The sequence below is a fragment of the Pseudomonas sp. Fl4BN1 genome, assembly GCF_009908285.1.
Taxonomy (GTDB): Bacteria; Pseudomonadota; Gammaproteobacteria; order Pseudomonadales; family Pseudomonadaceae; genus Aquipseudomonas.
This window is the reverse complement of sequence record NZ_JAAARM010000013.1, coordinates 1-25666: the sequence shown is the minus strand read 5'-3', so window position 1 is coordinate 25666 and position 25666 is coordinate 1. Positions and strand designations below refer to the sequence as shown.

Below are 25666 nucleotides of genomic sequence, written 5' to 3'. Positions count from 1 at the left end.
CAAGATAGCCGCAGCCTTTTCGGATACCCAGCATGAAATTTTGCAGCCAGTGCGGCAACCCGGTGACCCAGCGCATTCCCGAAGGCGATTCGCGCCTGCGCTTTGTCTGCGATCACTGTCAAACCATCCATTATCAGAACCCCAATATCGTTGCCGGCTGCCTGGCCACCTGGGAGGGCAAGGTGCTGCTGTGTCGGCGTGCCATCGAGCCACGCCTGGGTTATTGGACCCTGCCGGCGGGCTTCATGGAGAACGGCGAGACCATCGAACAGGCGGCCATCCGCGAGACCTTCGAGGAGGCGTGCGCGCGGGTGCGCAACCTTAGCCTCTATACCCTGATCGACGTGCCACACATCAGCCAGGTGCACGTGTTCTTTCGCGCGGAGCTGGCCGACCTGGACTTTGCCGCCGGCCCCGAGAGCCTGGAATTGCAGTTGTTCGACGAAGCCGATATCCCTTGGTCCGAGCTGGCTTTCCGCACCGTCGGCCGTACCTTAGAATGCTTCTTTGCTGACCGGCGGGCGGAGGCCTTTGAAGTGCGCTCCGAATCCATTCCGCCGCTTTCTCAGCCTGCCATCAGTTAAATAATAAAACGTGCACGCAACCCGTGCGCGCCTGGGGATATCGTGTCAATGCGCTGGTTGCTTGCCCTGCTGTGCTGTTCCTTCGTTGCTGTGTGCCAGGCCTCCACGGTGGAAACCCTGGACGGCAAGATCATCGAAAAAGTCCTGGTGCTCAAATCCGCCCATCAATTGCAATTGATCAATGGCGGCAAACCCCTGAAGACCTACCGGATTTCCCTGGGCAAGAAACCCAAGGGCACCAAGCTCATGGAAGGTGACAAACGCACCCCGGAAGGCCTCTATTGGGTCGACTGGCGCAAGACCAGCGATCGCTACAACCTGGCCATGCACATCTCCTATCCGAACATCACCGATGCCGCGCGCTCGCGCCGTGAAGGTGTGAACCCGGGCGGCATGATCATGATTCATGGCACCCCGGACACAGAAGAGTTTCCAGAGCAGTACTTCCACACTCTGGACTGGACCGATGGCTGCATCGCCATGCGCAACGTCGATATGCGTGAGGTCTGGGGCCTGGTCAAAGACGGCACCATGGTCGAAATCCGCCCTTAAATGCCCTTTCGCTGAAAAAAAATATCCCCTCGCACGCCCCACGGCACGCATACCACTTCGCGACCCGCTACGGGTCGCCGCCTGAGGTTATGGCCCTCGCTGCCAGACCTGCCTAATACCACTTCATTCCTTTATCCTCTCAGGCACCCCGCAAGTGCCCGTTTTACGGTGCCCACAGCTGACCGGCGGCATTGACATGGTATTTAAGTGGTATTAGTTTTTCGGCACTACCGGGCGACAACAACCTAATAACCGCATCGGAAAACCTACAGATGAATCACCTTCTGACCCTGCGTCCCGACGACACCCAACCGACTCCGCTGTACCTGCAACTGGCCCGTAACCTGGAAGCGGCGATTCATGCCGGCCAATGGAAAGCCGAGCAGGCATTGCCTTCGGAACGCAACCTCAGCGAACTGCTGGGCATCTCCCGGGTCACCGCGCGCAAGGCTCTGGAGGTCTTGTTCGAACGCGGCCTGATCCGTCGCAGCCAGGGCTCTGGCACCTTCATCACGCCACGCCTGGAACAGCCGCTGTCGCGCCTCTCCGGCTTCAGCGAAATGCTTCGCCACAAGGGCTTCGTGCCCAGTTCACTGTGGCTGGAACGCAGCATCAGCCTGCCAACCCACGAAGAGCTGATTCGCCTCGGCCTGTCCCCCAACGACAAGGTGGCCCGCCTCAAGCGCCTGCGTAAGGCCGACGACACCGTAATGGCAATCGAGATGAGCACCCTGCCGGCGACCATCATCGCCAAGCCGGAAACCGTGGGTGACTCGCTCTACGAGTACCTGGAGCGCATCGGTCAGCCGGTGGTACGCGCCCTGCAACACATCCAGGCGATCAACGCCTCGGATGAGTTCGCGGCCCTGGTGGGCATTGCCCCCGGCACCGCCATGCTGCTGATGACTCGGGTCGGTTACCAGAAAGACAACATCCCGATCGAAGTCACCGACACCTACTGCCGCAACAACTTCTATGACTTCGTCGCCGAACTGCGACGCTGAATCCGCCCCTGGAGCCAGAGAAACGCCCATGTCCGAAGACAACATCCTCACGCCCCAAGGCTGGGTCCGCGGTCGCCTGGTGCACCAGGACGGCAAGGTCATCGCCGTCGAAGGCAGCCCTTGCGATCCAGCGGAAAACGACCTGCCCTACCTGCTGCCGGGCTTCATCGACCTGCATGTGCATGGCGGCGGCGGCAAGGACGTCATGCAAGGCAGTGAAGCCTTCCAGACCATCACCCGCACCCACCTGCGCTTCGGTACCACCTCGTTGCTGGCCACCACCATGACCGCACCGAGCGCGGAGATCCGCCAAGTCCTGGCGGAACTCGGGAGCTACGCAGAACAACGCGCCGATGGCTGCGCGCGAGTCCTCGGCGTGCACCTGGAAGGCCCCTACATCAACCCCGGCAAGCTCGGCGCACAACCCAATTTCGCCCACACCGCGCTGCTCGCGGAAGTCGAGGAATACCTGCAACTGGCGCCGATCCGGGTCATCACCATCGCCCCGGAAATTGCCGGCCACGACGGCTTGATCCGCGCCCTCAGCGCCCGTGGCGTGCGCATGCAGATCGGCCACACCCTGGGCAGCTATGAAGAAGGAGTGGCGGCCCTCGCCGCCGGCGCCACCAGCTTCACTCACCTGTACAACGCCATGAGCCCCCTGCATCACCGCGAGCCCGGGATCGTTGGCGCGGCCCTGGCCCACGCCCAGTACGCCGAACTGATTCCCGACCTGCTGCATGTGCACCCCGGGGCAATCCGTGTGGCACTGCGCTCGATCCCCTGCCTGTACTGCGTCACCGACTCCACCGCTGCCGCCGGCATGCCCGACGGTGAGTACAAACTCGGCAGCCATACAGTGACCAAGTGCCTGGGCGGCGTACGCCTGCCAGACGGCACCCTCGCCGGCAGCACGCTGACCATGGACCAGGCCCTGCGCAACCTGGTGAAGATCGGCCTGCCCCTGGCCGAGGCCTCGCAGCGCCTGTCGCAATTTCCTGCCGACTATCTCGGCATCCCTGAACGCGGCCGCCTGCAACCTGGCAGTTGGGCCGACAGCGTGCGCCTGGACCGCGCACTCACACTGACCGCTGTCATGGTCGAAGGAGAAGACATTGACTTCAAAAATGCTTGAAGAGGCGCTGTCCTCGCACGTTGCCGTGAGTAGCCAGTTGCAGCATCTGGACCCGTCGCTGATCGAGGTCGCCGGCCGCCTGCGACGCCAGCCACCGCAAGTGGCAATGACCGTGGCTCGGGGCAGCTCCGACCACGCCGCCAGCTACTTCGCCTACCTGACCATGCAGCAAGTGGGCATCCCGGTGGCCTCGCTGCCAATGTCCGTGGTGACCATGCAACAAGCCCCCCTGCGGGTCAGCGGCCAGGCAGTGTTCGCCTTTTCGCAATCGGGACAGAGCCCGGACCTGGTGAACAGCGTGCGCCTGCTGCGCAAACGCGGCGCCCTCAGCGTGGCCATGGTCAATGCGCCAAACAGCCCACTGGAAGCCGCCAGCGAGTTTTCCCTGCCGCTGTATGCCGGTGCCGAGCAGAGCGTTGCCGCCACCAAGAGCTTCATCGCCACCCTCAGCGCCAGCGCCCGCTTGATCGGCCACTGGAACGAGGACACTCACTTGCTCGAGGCCGGCCTGGCGCTGCCCGAAGGCCTGCAGCAGGCCGCGACCCAGGACTGGGGGCTCGCCGTCAACGCCCTGCGCGATTGCCAGCGGCTGATGGTGATCGGTCGTGGCGCCGGCTTTGCCATCGCCCAGGAAGCCGCACTCAAGCTCAAGGAAACCTCGGCCATCCAGGCCGAAGCCTTCAGTAGCGCCGAGGTCCGTCACGGCCCGATGGCACTGATCGACCACGACTATCCCTTGCTGGTATTCGCCCCACGCGGCGCGGAACAGGGCGGCCTGCTGAGCCTCGCCGCCGATATGCGCCAGCGCGGCGCCAAGGTGTTGCTGGCGGCCCCCGATGACATTGCCGAACGGGACCTGACCCTGAGCCGGGCAGAGAACTCGGTGCTCGATCCGATCCTGGCGATCCAGAGCTTTTACGTCATGGCCGCCAGCCTGGCCGAGGCCCGCAGCATGGACCCCGACCAGCCGCGCCACTTGAGCAAAGTGACCCGTACGCACTAAGCCCCTTTGATTGATGAGTACTGCGCCATGCACAACAACAATAACGACCTGACGCTCAGTGCCCCGTTAAGCGGGCCCGTGCTGTCGCTGCGCAGCGTTCCCGACCCGGTGTTCGCCAGCGGCGCCATGGGTGACGGGATTGCCATCGACCCTCTCAACAACACCTTGCATGCGCCCTGCGCCGGCCAGGTGATCCAGGTGGCGCGTACCGGCCATGCAGTGACCCTGCGCGCTGCCAACGGCGCCGAACTGCTGCTGCACCTGGGCCTGGACACCGTCGAGCTGCAAGGTGAAGGTTTCGCCCTGCTGGTGGAGGAAGGGCAACAGGTGAATGCCGGCCAACCCTTGCTGTGGGTTGACCTCGACTACGTAGCGCAGCACTGCCGAAGCCTGATCAGCCTGCTGATCCTGACCAACGGCGAGGGTTTCGACTTGCGCCACCTGCCCCTGTCATCGGTCAAGGTCGGCGAGCCACTGCTGCACATCACCCCCAGGGCAAACCAGGCTGCCCAGGCACAGACCCAGGCACACTCCAGCGAACAGGCCAGCGCCCGGATCAAGGTCGCCCATCGCGGCGGCCTGCATGCCCGCCCCGCCGCCCTGGTGCGCCAGACTGCCGAGGGTTTCAGCAGCCGATCACAGTTGATTTTCAAGGACCAGAGTGCCTCCTGTTCCAGCCTGATGGCCCTGATGGGCCTGGGCATCGGCGAGCAGGATGAAGTGCTGGTCAGCTGCCAGGGCGCCGATTGCCAAGAGGCCTTGCAGGCTCTGCTCAAGACCCTGGGCACCGCCCTGGCGGCAGATACTCACGCCGCCACCCCGGCGCCCGCCCAGATCGCCCACCGCCCCACAGAGGATGGAGTGCTACATGGCGTCTGCGCCGCCCCGGGATTGGTTAGCGGCCCGTTGTTCCGGCTCAACGCCATAGCGCTCCCGGAAGATCTCGGCGAGCATCAGCCGCAAGCCCAACGCCTCGCCCTGAGTGCGGCCCTGGACCAGGTACGTCGGGATATCCGGCACACCCTGGAGCAAGCCAGACAACGTCGAAACCAGGAAGAGCAGGATATTTTCAACGCTCACCTGGCTCTGCTCGAAGACCCGACCCTGCTCGATGCCAGCGACGCGGCGATCGCTCAGGGACGTGCCGCCACCCACGCCTGGAGCGCGGCAATCACCGAGCAATGCCAGGTGCTGCAGCAACTGGGCAACCCGCTGCTGGCAGAGCGCGCCAATGATCTGCGAGACCTGCAACAGCAAGTGCTACGCGCGCTGCTGGGAGAGGCCTGGCACTGCGATCTGCCGGCCGGGGCGATTGTCGCCGCCGAGGAACTGACCCCCTCCGACCTGCTGCAACTCAGTGCCCAGGGCGTGGCCGGCCTGTGCATGGCCGCCGGCGGCGCCACCTCTCACGTGGCGATTCTTGCCCGGGGCAAGGGCCTGCCCTGCCTGGTAGCCCTGGGCCAGGAAGTGCTGGGCATCGGCAACGGCCAACAGGTCGTGCTGGATGCCGATGGCGGACGCCTGGAGCTGGCCCCGGACCCTCGCCGTATCGAGCAAGTGCAACAAACCGCTGACTCACGCCGACAACGTCGCCAGTCACAGCAACAGCAAGCCCATGCCAGCGCCCTGACCCGGGACGGCCAGCAGATCGAAGTGGCGGCCAATGTCGCCTCCAGCGAAGAAGCCCGGGAAGCACACCAGGGTGGCGCCGATGGCGTCGGCCTGCTGCGCACCGAGTTCCTGTTCGTCGATCGCCACTCCGCGCCAGACGAAGTCGAACAGCGACAGGCCTATCAGGCAGTGCTGGATGCCATGGGCGACAAGCCGGTGATCATCCGCACCATCGACGTCGGCGGCGACAAGCAACTGGACTACCTGCCGCTGCCGGTGGAGGCCAATCCGGTGCTCGGCCTGCGAGGCATCCGGCTGGCCCTGGCGCGCCCGGAACTGCTGGACCAGCAATTGCGCGCACTGCTCCAAGTCACGCCACTGCAGCGCTGCCGAGTGATGCTGCCGATGGTCACCGAAGTCGCCGAACTGCTGCAGATCCGCCAGCGCCTGGACGCGCTGGCCGCCGAACTGGGCCTGGCCCAGCGCCCGGAGCTGGGGGTGATGATCGAAGTGCCAGCGGCTGCGCTGATGGCCGAGCAACTGGCGGAACACGCCGACTTCCTGTCCATCGGCACCAACGACCTGTCCCAGTACACCCTGGCCATGGACCGTGACCATGCCGGGCTGGCCGCGCGGGTCGATGCCCTGCATCCCGCCCTGCTGCGGCTGATCGCCCAGACCTGCGCCGGCGCCGCCCGCCATGGACGCTGGGTCGGGGTTTGCGGCGCCCTGGCTTGCGACCCACTGGCCACGCCGGTGCTGATCGGCCTCGGGGTCAGCGAGTTGTCGGTAAGCCCACCGCAAGTGGGCGAGATCAAAGACCGGGTACGCCAGTTGGATGCGGCCGAGTGCCGGCACCTCGCCCAGTCATTGCTCAACCTCCCCGGCGCCGCCGCAGTCCGCCAGGCCTGCGCACGGCATTGGCCTCTGCACCCATAACAAGAACTCCAGGAGAGACGCCATGTACCAGTATTTCATCGAGGGCCTGCAACGCCTCGGCCGGGCGCTGATGCTGCCCATCGCCATCCTGCCCATCGCCGGCCTGCTACTGCGCCTGGGTGACACCGACCTGCTGAACATCGCGATCATCCACGATGCCGGGCAGTCGATCTTCGGCAACCTGGCGCTGATCTTTGCCATCGGCATCGCCGTGGGCTTTGCCAAGGACAACAATGGCACCGCAGGGCTGGCCGGAGCCATCGGCTATCTGGTGATGATCTCGACCCTCAAGGTACTGGATGCCAGCATCAACATGGGCATGCTCGCCGGGATCATCAGCGGCCTGATGGCGGGTGCGCTGTACAACCGCTTCAAGGACATCAAGCTGCCGGAGTACCTGGCATTCTTCGGCGGCCGGCGCTTCGTGCCGATCGCCACCGGCTTCACGGCCGTTGGCCTTGGGGTAGTGTTTGGCCTGATCTGGCCGCCGATCCAACACGGGATCAACAACTTCGGCCAGTTGCTGCTGGAAAGCGGCAGCTTCGGTGCCTTCGTCTTCGGCGTGTTCAACCGCCTGCTGATCGTCACCGGCCTGCACCACATCCTCAACAACATGGCCTGGTTCATCTTTGGCAGCTTCACCGACCCGGCCACCGGTGCGGTGGTTACCGGCGACCTGACCCGCTACTTCGCCGGCGACCCCAAGGGCGGCCAGTTCATGACCGGGATGTTCCCGATGATGCTGTTCGGCCTGCCCGCTGCCTGCCTGGCCATGTACCGCAACACCTTGCCGGAGCGGCGCAAGGTAATGGGCGGGATCTTCCTGTCCATGGCCCTGACCTCGTTCCTGACCGGGGTCACCGAGCCCATCGAATTCGCCTTCATGTTCCTCGCTCCGCTGTTGTATCTGCTGCACGCGTTGCTCACCGGGCTGGCCATGGCCCTGACCAATCTGCTGAATATCCACCTGGGGTTCACCTTCTCCGGTGGCGCCATCGACATGGCCCTGGGCTGGGGTCGCTCGACCAACGGCTGGAAGGTATTTCCGGTGGGGCTGCTGTATGCCGTGGTGTACTACCTGGTGTTCGACTTCTGTATCCGGCGCTTCAACCTCAAGACCCCGGGTCGCGAGGACAGCCCGTCCAGCGAAAAGACCGAGCTCAGTACCGACCAACTGGCCAGTGCCTATATCAAGGCCCTGGGCGGCGCAGCCAACCTGATCACGGTTGGCGCCTGCACCACTCGTCTGCGCCTGGAACTGGCGGATCGCAGCCGGGCCGCTGATGCGGAACTGAAGGCCTTGGGGGCCATGGCCGTAGTGCGCCCCGGCAAGGGTGGCAGCCTGCAAGTGGTGGTCGGACCGATGGCCGACAGCATTGCCGACGAAATCCGTCAGGCGTTGCCGACGTCGGCCAGCACCACGGTGCCCCCAACCCTTGAACCCGCCCCACGGCAGATCGACATTCCCGTACCGGAAGCACAGCAATGGCTCGACGCCCTCGGCGGCCGCGACAACCTGCTGCAAATGGATTGTGTAGCCCTGACCCGGTTGCGGGTGCAATTGAGTGACAGCCGGAGCTTGTCGGAGTCCACGCTCAAGGCACTGGGTTGCCAGGGCACACGGCGGCTGGAGGGAGACGTCTGGCATGTGCTGATTGGCGAAAAGGCCAGTGGCCTGCAGGTGGCGTTGCAGTCGCTGATGCACCAGGAGGTAAGTGCTGGAGCTTGAGGGTGCCTTGAGACACAAAAAAGCCCGCTGACCGTTTCCGGTTCAGCGGGCTTTTTATTGGTGAATAACCTCAGAACGCTTCCAGGCGCCAGACTTCATAGGCTGGCGTTTCGTAGGGATGACTCTGCTTGAGCGCCATCACCACCGAACGGATCAATTCATCGGCCACCACCAGCTCGACTTTCCACTCCTCCACCCGCTCCACCAGGCCGGCCTGCCCGAGAAACGGCTGACTGCCGTCCAACGGGCGAAACTGACCCTGGCCAAGCACCTGCCAGGCGCACTGGTCATAGTCGCCGATACGACCGCCACCGGCGGCGAATACGGCGTTCTTGACCTGCTCCACATGGCTGGGAGGCACGAAAAAGCTGAGCTTGTACATCAGCCTCAGTTCACCCAGACGCGAGCGTTGCGGAACATGCGCATCCACGCCGCATCTTCATTCCACTCTTCCGGACGCCAGGAGTTCTGCACGGCACGGAACACTCGCTCAGGGTGCGGCATCATGATGGTGACGCGGCCGTCGCGGCTGGTGAGACCGGTGATCCCGCGCGGCGAACCGTTCGGGTTGGCCGGATACTTCTCGGTCACTTTGCCGTGGTTGTCGACGAAGCGCAGGGCCACGCAGCCGGACAGATCGGCTTCGAGCAAGGCTTCCTCGCTTTCGAACTCAGCATGCCCTTCACCGTGAGCGATGGCGATCGGCATACGCGAACCGGCCATGCCCTGCAGGAAGATCGAGTTCGACTCCTGGACCTGAACCATCGCCACGCGCGCTTCGAACTGCTCGGAACGGTTGCGCACGAAGTGCGGCCAGAACTCGCTGCCCGGGATCAGCTCGTGCAGGTTGGACATCATCTGGCAACCGTTGCACACGCCAAGGGTGAAGGTGTCGTTACGCTCGAAGAAACCCTGGAAAGCATCACGGGCACGGCTGTTGAACAATGCCGACTTGGCCCAGCCCTCACCGGCACCCAGTACGTCGCCGTAGGAGAAGCCACCGCAGGCGACCATGCCCTTGAACTCGTTCAGGTCGACACGGCCGGCAAGAATGTCGCTCATGTGCACGTCGATCGCGTTGAAGCCGGCACGGTCAAATGCCGCCGCCATCTCCACCTGGCCGTTGACGCCCTGCTCACGCAGTACGGCAACCTGAGGACGTACACCTTTCTTGATATACGGTGCGGCGATGTCCTGGTTCACATCAAAGCCCAGCTTGACGCTCAGGCCCGGATTATCTTCTTCCAGCAGCACATCGAACTCTTGTTCGGCGCAGTCGGCGTTATCACGCAGACGCTGGATCTGGTAGCTGGTTTCAGCCCACTGGCGCTGCAGCAGACGACGCTCGCCGGCGAAGATGCTTTCGCCGTTGAACTCGATATCGATGTGGCCGTTGTTGACCGGCTGGCCGATCACCGCCACGCAGTCGCCCAGGCCGGCAGCGCTGAACTGAGCCAGTACGTCCGGAGTGGCATCCTGGCGAACCTGGATGACCGCACCCAGCTCTTCGTTGAACAGGATCGCTGCGATTTCGGCAGAAGTTTCTGCCAGGCCGTCGAGGTTCAGGCTCAGGCCACAGTGGCCAGCGAACGCCATTTCCACGGTGCTGACCAGCACACCACCGTCGGAACGGTCGTGGTAAGCCAGCAGGTGACCGTCGGCGTTGAGGCCCTGGATCACCGCGAAGAAGGCTTTGAGGTCTTCGGCGTCATCAACGTCCGGAGCCTGGTTGCCGAGCTTGCCGTGGGTCTGCGCGAGAATCGAGGCGCCCATGCGGTTCTGCCCGCGACCGAGGTCGATCAGGATCAGGTCGGTGATGCCCTTGTCCATGCGCAGCTCTGGCGTCAGGGTCTGACGAATGTCAGCCACAGGCGCAAAGCCGGTCACGATCAGCGACAGCGGCGAAGTCACGCTCTTGTCTTCGCCTTCATCGCTCCAGCGGGTGGCCATGGACATCGAGTCCTTGCCCACCGGAATGGTCAGGCCGAGCTCAGGACACAGCTCCATGCCAACGGCTTTGACAGTGTCGTACAGACGCGCGTCTTCACCCGGATGGCCGGCAGCGGACATCCAGTTGGCCGACAGCTTGATGTCGGAAATCTTGTTGATGCGCGAAGCGGCGATGTTGGTCAGGGTTTCGCCGATGGCCATGCGGCCCGACGCCGGAGCGTCCAGCAAGGCCAGCGGAGTACGCTCGCCCATGGCCATGGCTTCACCGGTGTAGACGTCGAAGCTGGTAGCGGTGACGGCAACGTCGGCTACCGGAACCTGCCATGGACCCACCATCTGGTCACGGGCCACGAGGCCGGTGATGGTGCGGTCACCGATGGTGATCAGGAAGCTCTTGCTGGCTACGGCCGGGTGATGCAGAACACGTTCAACGCAGTCAGCGATGTCCAGGGTCGACGGATCGAAGTCATCACCCAACTCGTTCTCGCGAACGGCCGAACGGTGCATGCGCGGCGCCTTGCCCAGCAGCACTTCGAGCGGCATGTCCACCGGACTGTTGCCGAAGTGGCTATCCGTGACCGTAAGTTGCGGCTCGGCAGTGGCTTCGCCGACTACCGCGAACGGGCAACGCTCACGCTCACAGATGGCTTTGAAACGCTCGAAATCAGCAGCGCCAACAGCCAGGACATAACGTTCCTGGGATTCGTTGGACCAGATTTCGTGCGGGGCCATGCCCGGCTCGTCGTTTGGAATATTGCGCAGTTCGAAACGGCCGCCACGATTGCCATCGTTGACCAGTTCCGGGAAGGCGTTGGACAAGCCACCCGCACCGACGTCATGGATGAAGCTGATGGGGTTGTTCTCACCCAATTGCCAGCAACGGTCGATGACTTCCTGGCAGCGGCGCTCCATTTCCGGGTTTTCGCGCTGTACCGAGGCGAAGTCCAGGTCTGCCGAGCTGGTGCCGGTGGCCATGGAAGAAGCAGCACCGCCGCCCAGGCCGATCAACATGGCCGGGCCACCCAGGACGATCAGCTTGGAGCCGACTTCGATCTCGCCTTTCTGTACGTGTTCGGCACGGATGTTACCCATGCCGCCCGCCAGCATGATCGGCTTGTGGTAGCCACGAACTTCGTCGCCACGTGGCGTGGTGATCGACTGTTCGAAGGTACGGAAATAACCGGTCAGGGCCGGACGGCCAAATTCGTTGTTGAACGCGGCGCCGCCCAGCGGGCCTTCGATCATGATGTCCAGCGCGGTGACGATGCGCTCGGGCTTGCCGTAAGGCACTTCCCAGGGCTGTTCAAAACCCGGGATCTGCAGGTTCGATACGGTGAACCCGGTCAGGCCGGCTTTGGGCTTGGCGCCACGACCGGTTGCACCTTCGTCGCGGATCTCGCCACCGGAACCGGTGGAGGCACCGGGGAACGGGGCAATCGCCGTCGGGTGGTTGTGGGTCTCGACTTTCATCAGGATGTGCACCGGTTCCTGCACCGCGCCGTACTGGCGGGTCTCAGGGTCCGGGAAGAAACGACCGGCAACGTTACCGACGATCACCGAAGCGTTGTCCTTATAAGCGGACAGAACGCCTTCGCTGTGCATCTGGTAGGTGTTCTTGATCATGCCGAACAGGCTTTTTTCCTGGCTCTGGCCGTCGATATCCCAACTGGCGTTGAAAATCTTGTGGCGGCAGTGCTCGGAGTTGGCCTGGGCGAACATCATCAGTTCGATGTCGTGCGGGTTGCGCTTGAGGCCCTGGAAGGCCGTGACCAGATAGTCGATCTCGTCCTCGGCCAGTGCCAGGCCCAACTCGCTGTTGGCCTTTTCCAGGGCGGCGCGACCGCCGCCAAGGATGTCGATGGCCGTCAACGGCTTCGGCTCGGCATGGCTGAACAGGCCGGCAGCCTGTTCCAGGTTGCCCAGCACGATCTGGGTCATGCGGTCGTGCAGGACATCCGCGATCAGCTGCGCTTCAACATCGCTGAACTGGCCAGCAACGTAGAAAGCAATGCCGCGCTCCAGGCGCTGGATCTTGCTCAGGCCACAGTTGCGGGCAATGTCGCTGGCCTTGCTCGACCAGGGCGAGATGGTGCCGAAACGCGGCAACACCAGGAACAGACGCCCGGTCGGTTCTTGTACCGGTACGCTTGGGCCGTACTTCAGAAGGCGCGCAAGCACCTGCTGTTCGTCGCCGGTCAGGACGCCGGTGACTTCGGCGAAGTGAGCGAATTCAGCATACAAGCCACTGACAGCCGGTACGCATCGGCTCAGTTGCTCAAGGAGTTTGCTGTGGCGAAAGGCAGAAAGGGCAGGAGCGCCGCGCAGGATCAACATCTTCGGGACAGCCTCGGGAAGGGGGTGTGCTTTGAGGCCGTGCATTCTAACGTAAACCGCAGGCCTCGGCACTCGAAACGCTACGCCCAGGCGCCCCCGGACGTCGGCCCGGGTCCAGCGCCTTATAACAAAGGCTTATCGGGCTCATTGCGAAGGGTTATTTTAATCGTCACATTGGCGCCCGAAGCCCCATTCTTGAGGGCTGCAGGCGAGGTCGCCAATCGCTAGCAGACTGGGCCTTCACTGTCGAGATATGGCGGCCGTTATCCTTTGCGTATACTGCGCCAATGTTTTCCCCTATGGCTTTACGTCCGCGCTGCGCCAAGTGGCTCATCGTAACCGGACTCTTCCTGATGCTCGGCGCCTGTGTTGAAAAACCCAGCACCCTTGAGCGCGTAAAGGAGGATGGTGTGCTGCGGGTAATCACCCGCAACAGCCCCGCCACCTATTTTCAGGATCGCAACGGTGAGACCGGCTTCGAATACGAGCTGGTGAAGCGCTTTGCCGACGATCTGGGGGTCGAGCTGAAGATCGAGACCGCCGACAACCTTGACGACCTGTTCGACCAACTGGGCCAACCCAAGGGCCCGGTGCTGGCTGCCGCCGGCCTGGTGAGCAGCGAGCAGCGCAAGCAGCAAGTCAGGTTTTCCCACCCCTATCTGGAAGTCACCCCCCAGGTCATCTATCGCAACGGCCAGTCCCGCCCGACGACCGCCCAGGACCTGGTGGGCAAGCACATCATGGTGCTCAAGGGCAGCACCCACGCCGAGCAACTGGCGGAGCTCAAGCTCAAGTACCCCGGCATCGAATACGAAGAGTCGGACGCCGTCGAGGTGGTCGACCTGCTGCGCATGGTGGACGAAGGGCAGATCGACCTGACCCTGGTGGACTCCAATGAACTGGCGATGAACCAGGTGTACTTCCCCAACGTGCGGGTGGCCTTCGACCTCGGTGACGCCCGCAGTCAGAGCTGGGCGGTGGCCGCCGGCGACGACAACAGCCTGCTCAACGAGATCAACAGCTTCCTCGACAAGGTGGAGAAGAACGGCACCCTGCAACGCCTCAAGGACCGTTACTACGGTCACGTGGACGTGCTCGGCTACGTCGGTGCCTACACCTTTGCCCAGCACCTGCAGCAGCGCCTGCCCAAGTACGAGAAACACTTCAAGACCTCGGCCAAGCAAGAGAAGCTCGACTGGCGCCTGCTGGCGGCCGTCGGCTACCAGGAATCCATGTGGCAGGCCGAGGTGACCTCCAAGACCGGCGTGCGCGGGCTGATGATGCTGACCCAGAACACTGCCCAGGCCATGGGCGTGTCCAACCGCCTGGACCCCAAGCAGAGCATCAGCGGCGGGGCCAAGTACCTGGCCTATATCAAGGAACAGCTGGACGACAAGATCGAGGAACCGGATCGCACCTGGTTTGCCCTCGCCGCATACAACGTCGGCACCGGCCACCTGGAAGACGCGCGCAAGCTGGCGCAGAAAGAAGGGTTGAGCCCGAACAAGTGGCTGGACGTGAAGAAGATGCTGCCGCGCCTGTCGCAGAAGCAGTGGTACAGCAAGACCCGCTACGGTTACGCCCGGGGCGGCGAGCCAGTGCATTTCGTCGCCAACATCCGCCGCTACTACGACATCCTCACCTGGGTGACTCAGCCGCAGCTGGAAGGCGATCAGGTCGCCGAGGGCAACCTGCACGTGCCGGGAGTCAACAAGACCAAGCCGCCAGAAGAAAACCCGCCGCTTTAAAAGCATTCGCCGGCAAGCCGGCTCCTACAGAGGCGGTGTAGGAACCGGCTTAACGGCCAAGACCACTCAGGCCTTGGCCGCAGCCGCCAGGATCAGCGCCTTCATCTCTGCCACAGCACCTTTGAAACCGACAAACAACGCATGGGCCACCAAGGCGTGGCCGATGTTCAATTCGTTGATGCCCTTGATCGCTGCCACGGCCTCGACGTTGTGGTAATGCAGGCCGTGACCGGCATTGACGATCAAGCCCTGCGCCACCCCCACGGCAACGCCATCGACAATGCGTTGCAGCTCCTCTGCCACTTCGCTCGGCGTCTGGGCATCGGCGTAACGCCCGGTGTGCAGCTCGATGGCCGGCGCACCGACCCGCTTGGAGGCTTCGATCTGGCGCTCGTCGGCGTCGATGAACAGCGACACTTCTGCGCCGATTTTCGACAGTCGCTCCACCGCCGCGCTGATCCGTGCCTCCTGCCCTGCCACATCGAGGCCACCTTCGGTGGTCAGCTCCTGACGGGTTTCCGGCACCAGGCAAATGTGTGCCGGACGAATGCGTTCGGCAAAGGCCATCATCTCTTCGGTGACGCCCATCTCGAAGTTCATCCGCGTCTGCAACACATCCTTGAGCAACAGAACGTCGCGCTCCTGGATGTGCCGGCGATCTTCGCGCAGGTGCACGGTGATGCCGTCGGCGCCCGCCTCTTCCGCGTCCAGCGCTGCCTTGACCGGGTCAGGGTAACGGGTGCCTCGGGCCTGACGCAGGGTGGCAACGTGGTCGATGTTCACGCCAAGAAGAATGCGATTGCTGGTGCTCACGGAAGCGCTCCTGAATAAATGAAGATTCGGCGCACAGCATACGGGGAGAACAGGGTCTGTTGCCATTTGCTCATGAGTCGCGTTGCCCCAGCAGCCGCTGGAATGCCGCCACCAGCCAACCAGCGATAACAGAACCTAGGGCTTGCGGAACAGCTCGCGACTGACCAGCGGCCGGCCACCCAAGTGCACCGCCAGGGCTTGGCGCATCAGGCGCTTGGCCGCCGACAACGCGCCGGGCGCACTCCAGTCGGCTTCAGCCATGGCCAATAGTTCAGTGCCGTTGAACAACCCCGGCTGCAGCAGGAAAACCTGCTCCAGCCCGGCATCCACCTGCAGGCGGTACAGGCCATCGGCGGCGATGGGCGCGCCGTGGATGTCGCTGTCCAGGGCAAAGCCATAGCCCAGGTCATCCAGCAGTCGCCATTCGAAGGCGCGCAGCAAGGGCTCCAGGGGACGACCTTCAGCCAAGGCCAGCAAGGTCGCAGCGTAGTGATCGAACACCGCAGGATGGGGATCTTCCGCAGGCAGCAGGCGGATCAACAGCTCATTCAGATAGAGACCACTGAACAGCGCTTCGCCATTGAGCCAGGCGGCGATGCCGGCGCTCTCCATGCGCCCGACATTCTTCAGTTCGCCACGGCCACGAAACTCGACTTCCAACGGCACGAAAGGTCGCGCCAGAGTTCCGGCCTTGCCCCGGGCACTGCGCAGTACTGCGCGCAAGCGACCCTGAGGGGTAAGGAAATCCACCAACGCGCTGCTTTCGCGGTAGGCGCGACTGTGCAGGACGTAAGCGAGTTGACCGACTGGGGCGTTGCTGGACATGGTTGCGAGGATTCTCAGGGGCAGAGAGGGAACCGGGTCCAAAAGGGGTGTAGAGCCTGTTCGCCGGCACGCCGGCTCCAACCGCAGGAGCCCGCTTGCCGGCGAAGGGTTTCAGAGGTCGCCGTAGCCCAGGGAGCGCAAGGCGCGCTCATCGTCGGACCAGCCACCCTTGACCTTGACCCAGAGGTTGAGCATGACCTTGGAATCGAACAACAGCTCCATGTCCTTGCGCGCTTCCATGCCGATGCGCTTGATCCGCTCACCCTTGTCGCCAATGATGATTTTCTTCTGGCCGTCACGCTCGACGAGAATCAAGGCATGGATATGCAGGGTCTTGCCCTGCTGCTTGAACTCTTCGATTTCCACGGTGATCTGGTACGGCAGCTCGGCGCCCAGCTGGCGCATGATCTTCTCGCGCACCAGTTCGGCGGCAAGGAAGCGGCTGCTGCGGTCGGTGATCTGGTCTTCCGGGAAGAAGTGATCGTTCTCCGGCAGGTGCTTGGCGATCAGGCCTTCCAGGGCTTCGAGGTTATGCCCCTGCTGGGCCGATACCGGAACGATCTCGGCATTCGGCAGCTGTTCCTGCAGCCAGGCCAGGTGCGGCATCAGATCAGCCTTGTCCTCGATGCGATCGGTCTTGTTGATCGCCAGGATCACCGGGCCCTGCACATACTGCACACGCTCGAGAACCAGCTGGTCCTCGTCGGTCCACTTGGTGCGGTCGACCACGAAAATCACCACGTCCACATCTTTCAAGGCCGCCGAGGCGGTCTTGTTCATGTAGCGGTTGAGAGCCTTCTCGTTGCTCTTGTGCATGCCGGGGGTGTCGACGTAGATCGCCTGGATGGCGCCTTCGGTCTTGATCCCGAGCATGTTGTGACGAGTGGTCTGCGGCTTGCGCGAGGTGATCGCCAGCTTCTGGCCGAGGATGTGGTTGAGCAGCGTCGACTTGCCTACGTTGGGGCGGCCGACGATGGCGACATAGCCACAGCGTGTTGCGGTTGAATCAGTCATGGCCATTCTCCACGCCCAGGGCAATCAGTGCTGCAGCGGCCGCTACCTGTTCGGCAATGCGACGGCTCACACCTTGACCTCGGCTTTTTTCATTCAATAAGGTGACTTCACATTCAACGAAGAATGTCCGGCAGTGCGGCTCGCCCTGGATATCCACCACTTCATAGCGTGGCAGTTCACAGGCGCGGGACTGGAGGAACTCCTGCAGCCGGGTCTTGGGGTCCTTGTTGGTGTCCACCAGGGTCAGGCTCTCGAACTCCGAGGTCAGCCAGGCCAGTACGCGGTCACGGGCAGTTTCCATGCCGGCGTCCAGGTAGATTGCACCTATCAGGGCTTCCAGGGCATCGGCGAGGATCGACTCACGGCGGAAACCGCCACTCTTCAACTCACCGGAACCCAGTCGCAGGTATTCACCCAGGTCGAAACCACGGGCCAGTACCGCCAGTGTTTCACCTTTCACCAGGCGCGCGCGCAAACGCGACAGCTGGCCTTCGCGAGCCTGGGGAAAACGCTCGAACAGCGCTTCACCGGCGACGAAGTTGAGGATGGCATCACCGAGAAATTCCAGGCGTTCGTTGTTACGCCCGGCAAAGCTGCGGTGAGTGAGGGCCAGGAGCATCAGTTCCTGGTCCTTGAAGGTATAACCGAGCTGACGCTCGAGACGGCTCAAAGAAACGCTCACGGTTTACCCACGCTGATTTCGTCACCGAAATTCGCCATGCTAGGGGCCGCGCACGAGGTGCGGGTGGCAATTAACGCTGTGTTCAAATCCACATCCTGAATATCGTTGACTGCATGCATCTGGCAATGCGCCTGCTACGGACTGCTTGAGGGCAAGGCCGTTTTATACAAGAGCCAGAAAAGCATTCGGCGCTGTGTTCAACAGCGCCGCGTGTGATTACTTGATCAGGCCAACCCGCGAAAAATTCGGCAGGTGGCTGAGTTTCGGTTCGGGCCAGCTCATCCAGACGGCGAAGGCCTTGCCGACGATATTCTTGTCGGGAACCATGCCCAGCAGGTCCTTGGGAATACTCGGATCGTCCCAGTAGCGGCTGTCGTTGGAGTTGTCGCGGTTGTCGCCCATCATGAAGTAGTGCCCGGCGGGAACCACCCACTGACCTTCGGTCGGGGCGTGGTAGCGGCTCATCTCTTTGCGAATCAAGTGCTCGACTTCGCCGAGTTTTTCCTTGTACAGCTCTGCGCTGCCCAGGCTCCCTGGCTGGGAGCCCACCAACAGCTCAGCCACCGGCTGGCCATTGATGAACAGGTGCTTGTCGCTGGTGTAGCGCACTTGATCACCCGGCAGGCCGACTACACGCTTGATGTAGTTGACGTTCGGGTCACTTGGATAGCGAAACACCATCACGTCGCCGCGCTTCGGATCACCGACTTCGATGACTTTCTTGTCGATCACCGGCAGGCGGATCCCGTAAGAAAACTTGTTCACCAAGATGAAGTCGCCCACATCCAGGGTGGGCATCATCGAGCCTGAAGGGATCTGAAACGGCTCCACCAGGAACGATCGCAGCACCAGGACGATAAACAGCACTGGGAAGAACGACTTGCCGTATTCAACCAGCAAGGGTTCCTTGTTCAGCTTCTCGACCACCAGCCCGTCCGGCTGGCTGACGCTGCCCTGATAGTTGGCAATGGCTGCGCGCCGACGCGGTGCCAGAAGCACCAGGTCGAGCAACGCCAAGAAACCGCATACGAAGACAGCGATGACCAGCAACAGCGGGAAATTTAGTGACATAGGACCTAACTATCCAACCTGAGCACAGCAAGGAAGGCTTCTTGTGGAATTTCCACGTTACCCACTTGCTTCATGCGTTTTTTACCGGCCTTTTGCTTTTCCAACAGCTTGCGCTTACGGCTCACGTCGCCGCCATAGCATTTGGCCAGTACGTTCTTTCTGAGTGCCTTGACGGAGGTCCGCGCAATGATCTGCCCGCCAATGGCGGCCTGGATCGCGACGTCGAACATCTGGCGCGGAATCAGCTCTTTCATCTTCTCGGTCAACTGGCGACCTTTGTAGTGCGCGTTGTCCTTGTGCACGATCAGCGCCAGGGCGTCGACCTTGTCGCCGTTGATCAGCACATCCAGCTTCACCAGATTAGCTGACTGATAGCGATCGAAATGATAATCCAGCGACGCATAACCACGACTGGTGGATTTGAGACGATCGAAGAAGTCCAGGACCACTTCGTTCATCGGCAAATCATAGGTCACCTGGACCTGGCTGCCGAGGAACAGCATGTCGTGCTGCACGCCACGTTTTTCGATACACAGGGTAATGACGTTACCCAGGTGCTCTTGCGGCACAAGAATATTGGCGCGAACGATGGGCTCGCGCATATCGTCAATGGACGAGAGGTCTGGAAGCTTGGACGGGTTATCGACATAAATCGTTTCGCCAGACTTCAGCAACAGCTCGAAAATAACGGTTGGCGCCGTGGTAATCAGGTCCAGGTCGTATTCGCGCTCCAGGCGCTCCTGGATGATTTCCATGTGCAGCATGCCGAGGAACCCGCAACGGAAGCCGAAGCCCAGCGCGTCGGAGCTTTCCGGGGTGTACTGCAGCGACGAGTCGTTGAGGGTGAGCTTCTGCAGGGCTTCACGGAAGTCTTCGAAATCGTCGGAGCTGACCGGGAACAGGCCCGCATAAACCTGCGGCTGGATGCGCTTGAAGCCAGGCAACACGTCAACGTCAGGAGTAGAGCTCAGGGTCAGGGTGTCACCCACCGGTGCCCCGTGAATGTCCTTGATGCCGGCAATGATGAAACCCACTTCACCCGCCTTGAGGTCGGCGGTGGCGGTGTGTTTCGGGTTGAATACGCCGACGCTGTCCACCAAGTGGATCTTGCCGGTGGATTTAACCAGGATCTTGTCGCCCTTCTTCACCCGCCCATGACGTACACGCACCAGGGAGACAACGCCCAGGTAGTTGTCGAACCACGAGTCGATGATCAACGCTTGCAGCGGATCTTCGATGTTGCCGGTCGGAGCTGGAATGGTGCTCACCAGGCGTTCGAGCACCTCGTCCACGCCCAGGCCGGTCTTGGCGCTACAGGTCACGGCGTCGGTGGCATCAATACCGATGATCTTCTCGATCTCTTCCTTGACCCGCTCTGGATCGGCCTGTGGCAGGTCGATCTTGTTCAGCACCGGCATCACCTCGAGGCCTTGCTCGATGGCGGTGTAGCAGTTGGCAACCGATTGGGCTTCAACGCCCTGGCCGGCGTCGACCACCAGCAGAGCACCTTCACAGGCCGCCAGGGACCGGCTGACTTCATAGGTGAAGTCCACGTGGCCCGGGGTATCAATGAAGTTCAACTGGTAGTTGATGCCGTCTTTGGCTTTGTAATAGAGGGTAACGCTGTGGGCCTTGATGGTGATCCCGCGTTCACGCTCAAGGTCCATGGAGTCCAGAACCTGGGCTTCCATTTCGCGCTCGGCCAGGCCGCCGCACATCTGGATGAAGCGATCGGCCAGAGTCGACTTGCCATGGTCAATGTGGGCGATGATGGAGAAATTGCGGATATGACTCAAATCACTCACGGATGAACACTCAAAAAGGCTGCAGGCATGGCCCGCCGAAAAATAGCCGGGAATTGTACCTGATACTCGGCACAAGCGTCACGCTCGCCGGTCAGCGCTTGTCAAATGCAAAAACGCCCCGATCCAGGGATCGGGGCGTCGCGCTAAACACCTGGTAAAAACGCTGAATCAGCCGGCTCGGCGCAACATCCAGAAGCCGGCGACAGCACAGATACCCGCCGGTACCAGCACCGCGAACAGCGGCGAAAAGCCGAACACCAGGCTCGAAGGGCCCAGCAGGTCCTGGGCAATACGGAAGGTGAAGCCCACCAGGACGCCGGTAAACACCCGCTGACCGAGGGTCACCGAACGCAGCGGACCGAAAATGAAGGAAATCGCCATCAACACCAGCGCCGCAGTGACCAGCGGCTGCAGAACCTTGACCCAGAACGCCAGCCAGTAGCGGCCGTTGTTCAGGCCCTGATCGGCCAGGTAGTGGATGTAGCCCCACAGGCCACTGATGGACAGCGACTCTGGCGCCATGACTACGGTGCTCAGCAATTGCGGGCTCAAAGCCACGTCCCAGCGCTCTTCAGGCACTTTGATGACTTCGGTATGACCGTCGCGGAAGTAGGTGGTGGTGACGTCGGTCAGCTGCCAGTAGTTCTCGTGGAAGCGCGCCTGACGGGAGAAGCTCGACGACAGCATGTGGCGCTGGCCATCGAAGTGGTAACGGGTCACGCCATACAGCAGGCCGTTGGGCTGCACCGCGTTGATGTGGATGAACTCATCACCCTGGCGGTGCCACAGACCATGCTTGGAGCTCTGCGCATCGCCAGAACCCTGAGCCAAGGCACGACTGGCCTGGGCTTGGGTCTCGGTGGCCGGAGCCACGTATTCGCCTACCAGCACACCCACCAGCATCAGCACCAGCATCGGCTTCATCACCGACCAGACGATACGGCCGACCGAGACACCGGCGGCACGCATGATGGTCAACTCGCTGTTGCTGGCCAAGGTACCGAGACCGATCAAGCAGCCAATAAGGCCGGCCATCGGCAGCATTTCATAGACCCGACGCGGCGCGGTGAGAACCACGTAGCTGAGGACATCGATCACGGTATAGGTGTCGCTGACATTGCCCATTTCATCGATAAAGGCAAACAGCGAGGCCAACCCGAGGATGATCCCCAGGACCGCAAGAATGGCCATGAACACACTGCTACCAATGTAGCGATCAAGCTTAACCACGAGCCATCTCCTTCATGCTGCGACGACTCGCCAATTTCAAACGCAAGGGTTCCCAGTACATCAGTCCCAGGCCGATCACCAGGAACAGAACGTGGACCCACCACAGACCCAGAGCGGGCGAAATCTTGCCTTTCTCCAGCGCACCGCGCACGGCAATCAGGATGGTCAGGTAAGCCATATAAAGAAGGATCGCCGGAATCAGCTTGAGGAAGCGGCCCTGGCGCGGATTGACCCGGGACAGCGGCACCGCCATCAAGGTCACGATAAACACCAGCAACGGCAGGGAAAGACGCCATTGCAACTCGGCGCGAGCCCGCAGGTCATCCTTGCCGATCAGGTCGGCGGTAGGCATGGCGTCACGGTCGGTGACTTCGTCGCTGATGTCCGGCCGTTCCAGCAATACGCCGTAGGTATCGTATTTGATCACCCGGTAGTTGGCCTCGCCCGGATTGCCGTCATAGCGATAGCCGTTCTCCAGGATCAGGTAGCGGTTGCCGTCGGGACGAATGTCCTGATGGCCCTTCTCGGCCACCAGCACCGAAATGCCCTGGTCCTTCTTCTCTTGGTTCAGGCGCTTCTCGGAGATGAACACCCCGGAAAGGTTGGCCCGGTCATCAGACAGCTGCTCGGTATAGGTCACCCGAGTGCCGTCGTTCAGCGCTTGGAAGCGGCCCGCCACCAGGGTGTCGAACTCGGTCAGGGCATCCTGCTTGTTCAGCAGCAACTGGAACTGGTTGGCCCCCTGGGGCGCCAGGCTCAGGCTCAACCAAGCCACCAGCAGGGCTACCAGGGTGGCCGGGATCATGGTCAGGCCCAACAGGCGCTGCTGGCTCATGCCAGTAGCCGACAGCACGGTCATCTCGCTTTCGAGATAGAGCCGGCCATAAGCCAGCAAGATGCCGAGGAACAGCCCCAAAGGCAGGATCAGCTGCAAGAAGCCTGGCAAACGAAAACCCATGACCAGGAACAGCGAGCCCGGATCCAGGGCTCCCGAGGCGGCTTGGGCGAGAAACTTGACGAGGCGCCCGCTCATGATGATGACCAGCAGCACCGCGCTCACGGCACTCAGGGTCAACAGGACTTCGCGGGACAGATAACGAAAGACGATCAAACCAGACACTCCAGGGTTGTCAGGCTAAGGCGGCCGAACAAGCAAACGTATCGAGCCGGCCCCAGACACAGGGCCGCCGAAAAAAGATGGCGCATTATCCTGTGATTGCGCGCGCCTGTCACGGAGGATGCTCACCCGACGCTCCAAAGCAGCGAACTTGGCCAAGACGAGGGTTGTCAGTCGCAAGCAGCGAGGTTCAAACTGGCGGCTTTGTCGTCGGCAGCATGCGACGTCTTCTTCTATATAGATAAGCCACGCGCCGGAGTCTTTCCTGCGCTCTTTGACCATTTATTCAGGGACCCAGACATGGAACTGGTTGTAAAAAGCGTTAGCCCGGAAACGTTGAAGACCGCCACTCTGGTGGTCGCCATTGGCGAAGGCCGCAAACTCGGCAACGTTGCCAAGCAACTCGACGAACTCAGCGGTGGCGCTATCAGCGCGGTGCTCAAGCGCGGCGACCTGGCCGGCAAGGTCGGCCAGAGCCTGCTGCTGCACGGCGTGGCCAAGCTCAAGGCCGAGCGCGTACTGCTGGTAGGCACCGGCAAGGATGGCGAACTGGGCGACCGCCCGTTCCGCAAGATCATCAGCGGCGTGCTCGCCACCCTCAAGGGCCTGGGCGGCAGCGACGCCGTGCTGGCACTGGATGAGGTCGTGGTCAAGGGCCGCGACAGCTACGGCAAGACCCGCCTGCTGGCAGAAACCCTGGTGGACGGTGGTTATGTCTTCGACCGCTACAAGAGCCAGAAGGCCGAACCTCGCGCCCTGAAGAAAATCACCCTGCTGACCATCAAGGCCGCCGAGGCCGAAGTCCAGCGCGGCGTGACCCACGCCCAGGCCATCGCCAACGGCATGGCCTTTACCCGCGACTTGGGCAACCAGCCGCCGAACGTCTGCCACCCGACTTTCCTGGGTGAACAGGCCAAGGCCCTGGGCAAGGAGTTCAAGGGTCTGAAAGTCGAAGTCCTCGACGAGAAGAAGATCAAGGAACTGGGCATGGGCTCGTTCTATGCCGTGGGCCAAGGCAGCGACCAGCCGCCACGCCTGATCGTCATGCAATACAACGGCGGCAAGAAGTCCGAGAAACCCTACGCCCTGGTGGGCAAGGGCATCACCTTCGACACCGGCGGCATCAGCCTCAAGCCGGGCGCCGGCATGGACGAAATGAAGTACGACATGGGCGGCGCTGCCAGCGTGTTCGGCACCCTGCGTGCAGTGCTGGAACTGAAGCTGCCGATCAACCTGGTGTGCATCCTCGCCTGCGCCGAAAACATGCCCAGCGGTGGCGCTGCGCGTCCTGGCGACATTGTCACCACCATGAGCGGGCAGACCGTGGAAATCCTCAACACCGACGCCGAAGGCCGCCTGGTGCTGTGCGATGCCCTGACCTATGCCGAGCGCTTCAAGCCTCAGGCAGTGATCGATATCGCCACCCTGACCGGCGCCTGCGTGGTCGCCCTGGGTGCCCACACCTCGGGCCTGCTGGGCAACAATGACGAGCTGATCGGCCAACTGCTCAGCGCCGGCCAGCAAGCCGACGACCGCGCCTGGCAGCTGCCGCTGTTCGATGAGTACCAGGAGCAACTGGACAGCCCGTTCGCCGACATCGCCAACATCGGCGGCCCCAAAGCCGGGACCATCACCGCTGCGTGCTTCCTCTCGCGCTTTACCAAGAACCTGAACTGGGCGCACCTGGACATCGCCGGTACTGCCTGGACCAGCGGCGGCAAGGACAAGGGCGCCACCGGCCGTCCCGTGCCCCTGTTGACCCAATACCTGCTGGACCGCGCCAAAGCCTGAAAACCATGACCGCGGAGGGCGTCGCTCGAAGGCGCCGCCCTCTCCGGCTCAGGAACCCCAATGACCAAAGTCGACTTCTATATTCTTCCCAGTGCGGACCCTGCGGCGCGCCTGGATTTTGCCTGCAAGCTCACCGATAAAGCCTGGCGCATGGGCCATCGCATCTACCTGCATTGCAGCGATGCCGCGCAACGAGACGAACTCGATGCCCGCCTGTGGCGCTTCAAGGGTGAAGCGTTCGTCCCCCACGGCCCGGCGGAAAGCGAACCTGAAGGCCTGATCGTACTCGGCCTGGGCCAGGACCCCGGCGAGCACAACGATCTGCTGGTGAACCTGGATTTGAAAGTCCCTTCCTTCGCCCAGCGTTTCGCCCGGATTGCCGAGGTGGTGGTGGAAGATCCGACTATTCGTCAGGCTGCCCGCGAGAGTTTCCGTTTCTATCGCGAACAGGGCTATCCTCTGCAAGATCACCGTTTACAGCGACTCTGAGCACCCGATGGACACTCCCAATCCTCTGCAAAAGCCCGCGCACCTGCTGGACGACCTCGAGTCGATCCGCCAACTGCTCGGCGATGACAACCTGCAACCGCCACTGCTCACCGAAACGGTCAGCAGTGAAGTACAGATTCCCCTGCTGTTCGACATGGTGGGCAATCAACCTCCTGCCCCAGCCGAACCTGAGCCGGCAGTAAAGGCCAAGCCACAACCGGCACCCGCCCCGGTTCAAGC

20 protein-coding genes and 1 pseudogene are annotated in these 25666 nt (G+C 62.2%); 11 read left to right on the top strand and 10 right to left on the bottom strand.

What is annotated here, in order from left to right:
- Positions 1-32: 32 nt before the first annotated feature.
- From GV818_RS16165 to nagE, 7 genes are all read left to right on the top strand, one after another.
- Complete coding sequence (locus GV818_RS16165; protein ID WP_161758052.1) at positions 33-584, top strand: NUDIX hydrolase; 552 nt, start codon at positions 33-35, stop codon at positions 582-584.
- 48 nt (positions 585-632) lie between these two features.
- Entirely contained in the window at positions 633-1136 is a 504-nt protein-coding gene (locus GV818_RS16160; protein ID WP_161758053.1) for a L,D-transpeptidase family protein, read from the top strand.
- 272 nt (positions 1137-1408) lie between these two features.
- Positions 1409-2140, top strand: a complete 732-nt coding sequence (locus GV818_RS16155) for a GntR family transcriptional regulator (RefSeq protein WP_161758054.1) — start codon at positions 1409-1411, stop codon at positions 2138-2140.
- 28 nt (positions 2141-2168) lie between these two features.
- Positions 2169-3275: an N-acetylglucosamine-6-phosphate deacetylase gene (gene nagA, locus GV818_RS16150; protein WP_161758055.1), complete on the top strand. Its 1107-nt coding sequence runs from the start codon at positions 2169-2171 to the stop codon at positions 3273-3275.
- Positions 3256-4278 (top strand): SIS domain-containing protein, encoded by a 1023-nt coding sequence (locus GV818_RS16145; protein WP_161758056.1) that lies wholly within the window; start codon positions 3256-3258, stop codon positions 4276-4278. Before nagA ends, GV818_RS16145 begins: the two co-directional genes overlap by 20 nt.
- A 27-nt stretch (positions 4279-4305) precedes the next feature.
- On the top strand, positions 4306-6828 hold the full coding sequence (ptsP, locus tag GV818_RS16140; protein WP_161776995.1) for a phosphoenolpyruvate--protein phosphotransferase: 2523 nt from the start codon (positions 4306-4308) through the stop codon (positions 6826-6828).
- 22 nt (positions 6829-6850) lie between these two features.
- Complete coding sequence (gene nagE, locus GV818_RS16135) at positions 6851-8557, top strand: N-acetylglucosamine-specific PTS transporter subunit IIBC (RefSeq protein WP_161758058.1); 1707 nt, start codon at positions 6851-6853, stop codon at positions 8555-8557.
- Positions 8558-8627: 70 nt separating this feature from the next.
- Here the strand turns inward: nagE and GV818_RS16130 are convergent, their stop codons facing one another.
- Positions 8628-8939 (bottom strand): Nif3-like dinuclear metal center hexameric protein, encoded by a 312-nt coding sequence (locus GV818_RS16130; protein WP_161758075.1) that lies wholly within the window; start codon positions 8937-8939, stop codon positions 8628-8630.
- Between the two features lie 5 nt (positions 8940-8944).
- A complete protein-coding gene (purL, locus tag GV818_RS16125; protein WP_161758059.1) occupies positions 8945-12841 on the bottom strand; it encodes a phosphoribosylformylglycinamidine synthase in 3897 nt (1298 codons plus the stop codon).
- A gap of 287 nt (positions 12842-13128) precedes the next feature.
- Here purL and mltF point away from each other — a divergent pair, with 287 nt between their 5' ends.
- Positions 13129-14589, top strand: a complete 1461-nt coding sequence (mltF, locus tag GV818_RS16120; RefSeq protein ID WP_161758060.1) for a membrane-bound lytic murein transglycosylase MltF — start codon at positions 13129-13131, stop codon at positions 14587-14589.
- A 66-nt stretch (positions 14590-14655) separates the two neighbouring features.
- On the opposite strand, the gene pdxJ is transcribed toward mltF, so the two are convergent.
- The 8 genes from pdxJ to lptF all read right to left on the bottom strand — a co-directional run bounded on the left by pdxJ (position 14656) and on the right by lptF (position 23140).
- A complete protein-coding gene (gene pdxJ, locus GV818_RS16115; protein WP_161758061.1) occupies positions 14656-15402 on the bottom strand; it encodes a pyridoxine 5'-phosphate synthase in 747 nt (248 codons plus the stop codon).
- Between the two features lie 135 nt (positions 15403-15537).
- On the bottom strand, positions 15538-16227 hold the full coding sequence (gene recO / locus GV818_RS16110) for a DNA repair protein RecO (protein ID WP_161758062.1): 690 nt from the start codon (positions 16225-16227) through the stop codon (positions 15538-15540).
- A 111-nt stretch (positions 16228-16338) separates the two neighbouring features.
- On the bottom strand, positions 16339-17241 hold the full coding sequence (gene era, locus GV818_RS16105; protein ID WP_161758063.1) for a GTPase Era: 903 nt from the start codon (positions 17239-17241) through the stop codon (positions 16339-16341).
- Complete coding sequence (gene rnc, locus GV818_RS16100) at positions 17234-17923, bottom strand: ribonuclease III (RefSeq protein WP_161758064.1); 690 nt, start codon at positions 17921-17923, stop codon at positions 17234-17236. Before rnc ends, era begins: the two co-directional genes overlap by 8 nt.
- A 216-nt stretch (positions 17924-18139) precedes the next feature.
- The gene (lepB, locus tag GV818_RS16095) at positions 18140-18994 is read right to left on the bottom strand and encodes a signal peptidase I (protein ID WP_161758065.1); all 855 of its coding nucleotides are present in this window, start codon (positions 18992-18994) and stop codon (positions 18140-18142) included.
- A gap of 5 nt (positions 18995-18999) precedes the next feature.
- Positions 19000-20799: a translation elongation factor 4 gene (gene lepA / locus GV818_RS16090; protein ID WP_161758066.1), complete on the bottom strand. Its 1800-nt coding sequence runs from the start codon at positions 20797-20799 to the stop codon at positions 19000-19002.
- 168 nt (positions 20800-20967) lie between these two features.
- Positions 20968-22029 (bottom strand): LPS export ABC transporter permease LptG, encoded by a 1062-nt coding sequence (lptG, locus tag GV818_RS16085; RefSeq protein ID WP_161758067.1) that lies wholly within the window; start codon positions 22027-22029, stop codon positions 20968-20970.
- On the bottom strand, positions 22022-23140 hold the full coding sequence (gene lptF, locus GV818_RS16080; protein ID WP_161758068.1) for an LPS export ABC transporter permease LptF: 1119 nt from the start codon (positions 23138-23140) through the stop codon (positions 22022-22024). The genes lptG and lptF overlap by 8 nt, the downstream gene beginning before the upstream one ends.
- A gap of 306 nt (positions 23141-23446) precedes the next feature.
- On the opposite strand from lptF, the gene GV818_RS16075 reads away from it, so the two are divergent.
- From GV818_RS16075 to GV818_RS16065, 3 genes and pseudogenes are all read left to right on the top strand, one after another.
- Entirely contained in the window at positions 23447-24937 is a 1491-nt protein-coding gene (locus GV818_RS16075) for a leucyl aminopeptidase (RefSeq protein ID WP_161758069.1), read from the top strand.
- A 60-nt stretch (positions 24938-24997) separates the two neighbouring features.
- Positions 24998-25426, top strand: a complete 429-nt coding sequence (locus GV818_RS16070; protein WP_161758070.1) for a DNA polymerase III subunit chi — start codon at positions 24998-25000, stop codon at positions 25424-25426.
- 7 nt (positions 25427-25433) lie between these two features.
- Positions 25434-25666, top strand: a pseudogene (locus GV818_RS16065) (DNA polymerase III subunit chi); the annotation flags it as partial.

Excerpts from the sequence above, each read along its gene's own strand:
- GV818_RS16165 (WP_161758052.1), top strand. The coding sequence starts at position 33 with ATGAAATTTTGCAGCCAGTGCGGCAACCCGGTGACCCAGCGCATTCCC.
- GV818_RS16160 (WP_161758053.1), top strand. The coding sequence starts at position 633 with ATGCGCTGGTTGCTTGCCCTGCTGTGCTGTTCCTTCGTTGCTGTGTGC.
- GV818_RS16155 (WP_161758054.1), top strand. The coding sequence starts at position 1,409 with ATGAATCACCTTCTGACCCTGCGTCCCGACGACACCCAACCGACTCCG.
- nagA (WP_161758055.1), top strand. The coding sequence starts at position 2,169 with ATGTCCGAAGACAACATCCTCACGCCCCAAGGCTGGGTCCGCGGTCGC.
- ptsP (WP_161776995.1), top strand. The coding sequence starts at position 4,306 with ATGCACAACAACAATAACGACCTGACGCTCAGTGCCCCGTTAAGCGGG.
- nagE (WP_161758058.1), top strand. The coding sequence starts at position 6,851 with ATGTACCAGTATTTCATCGAGGGCCTGCAACGCCTCGGCCGGGCGCTG.
- GV818_RS16130 (WP_161758075.1), bottom strand. The coding sequence starts at position 8,939 with ATGTACAAGCTCAGCTTTTTCGTGCCTCCCAGCCATGTGGAGCAGGTC.
- purL (WP_161758059.1), bottom strand. The coding sequence starts at position 12,841 with ATGTTGATCCTGCGCGGCGCTCCTGCCCTTTCTGCCTTTCGCCACAGC.
- mltF (WP_161758060.1), top strand. The coding sequence starts at position 13,129 with ATGTTTTCCCCTATGGCTTTACGTCCGCGCTGCGCCAAGTGGCTCATC.
- recO (WP_161758062.1), bottom strand. The coding sequence starts at position 16,227 with ATGTCCAGCAACGCCCCAGTCGGTCAACTCGCTTACGTCCTGCACAGT.
- era (WP_161758063.1), bottom strand. The coding sequence starts at position 17,241 with ATGACTGATTCAACCGCAACACGCTGTGGCTATGTCGCCATCGTCGGC.
- lepB (WP_161758065.1), bottom strand. The coding sequence starts at position 18,994 with ATGTCACTAAATTTCCCGCTGTTGCTGGTCATCGCTGTCTTCGTATGC.
- GV818_RS16075 (WP_161758069.1), top strand. The coding sequence starts at position 23,447 with ATGGAACTGGTTGTAAAAAGCGTTAGCCCGGAAACGTTGAAGACCGCC.
- GV818_RS16070 (WP_161758070.1), top strand. The coding sequence starts at position 24,998 with ATGACCAAAGTCGACTTCTATATTCTTCCCAGTGCGGACCCTGCGGCG.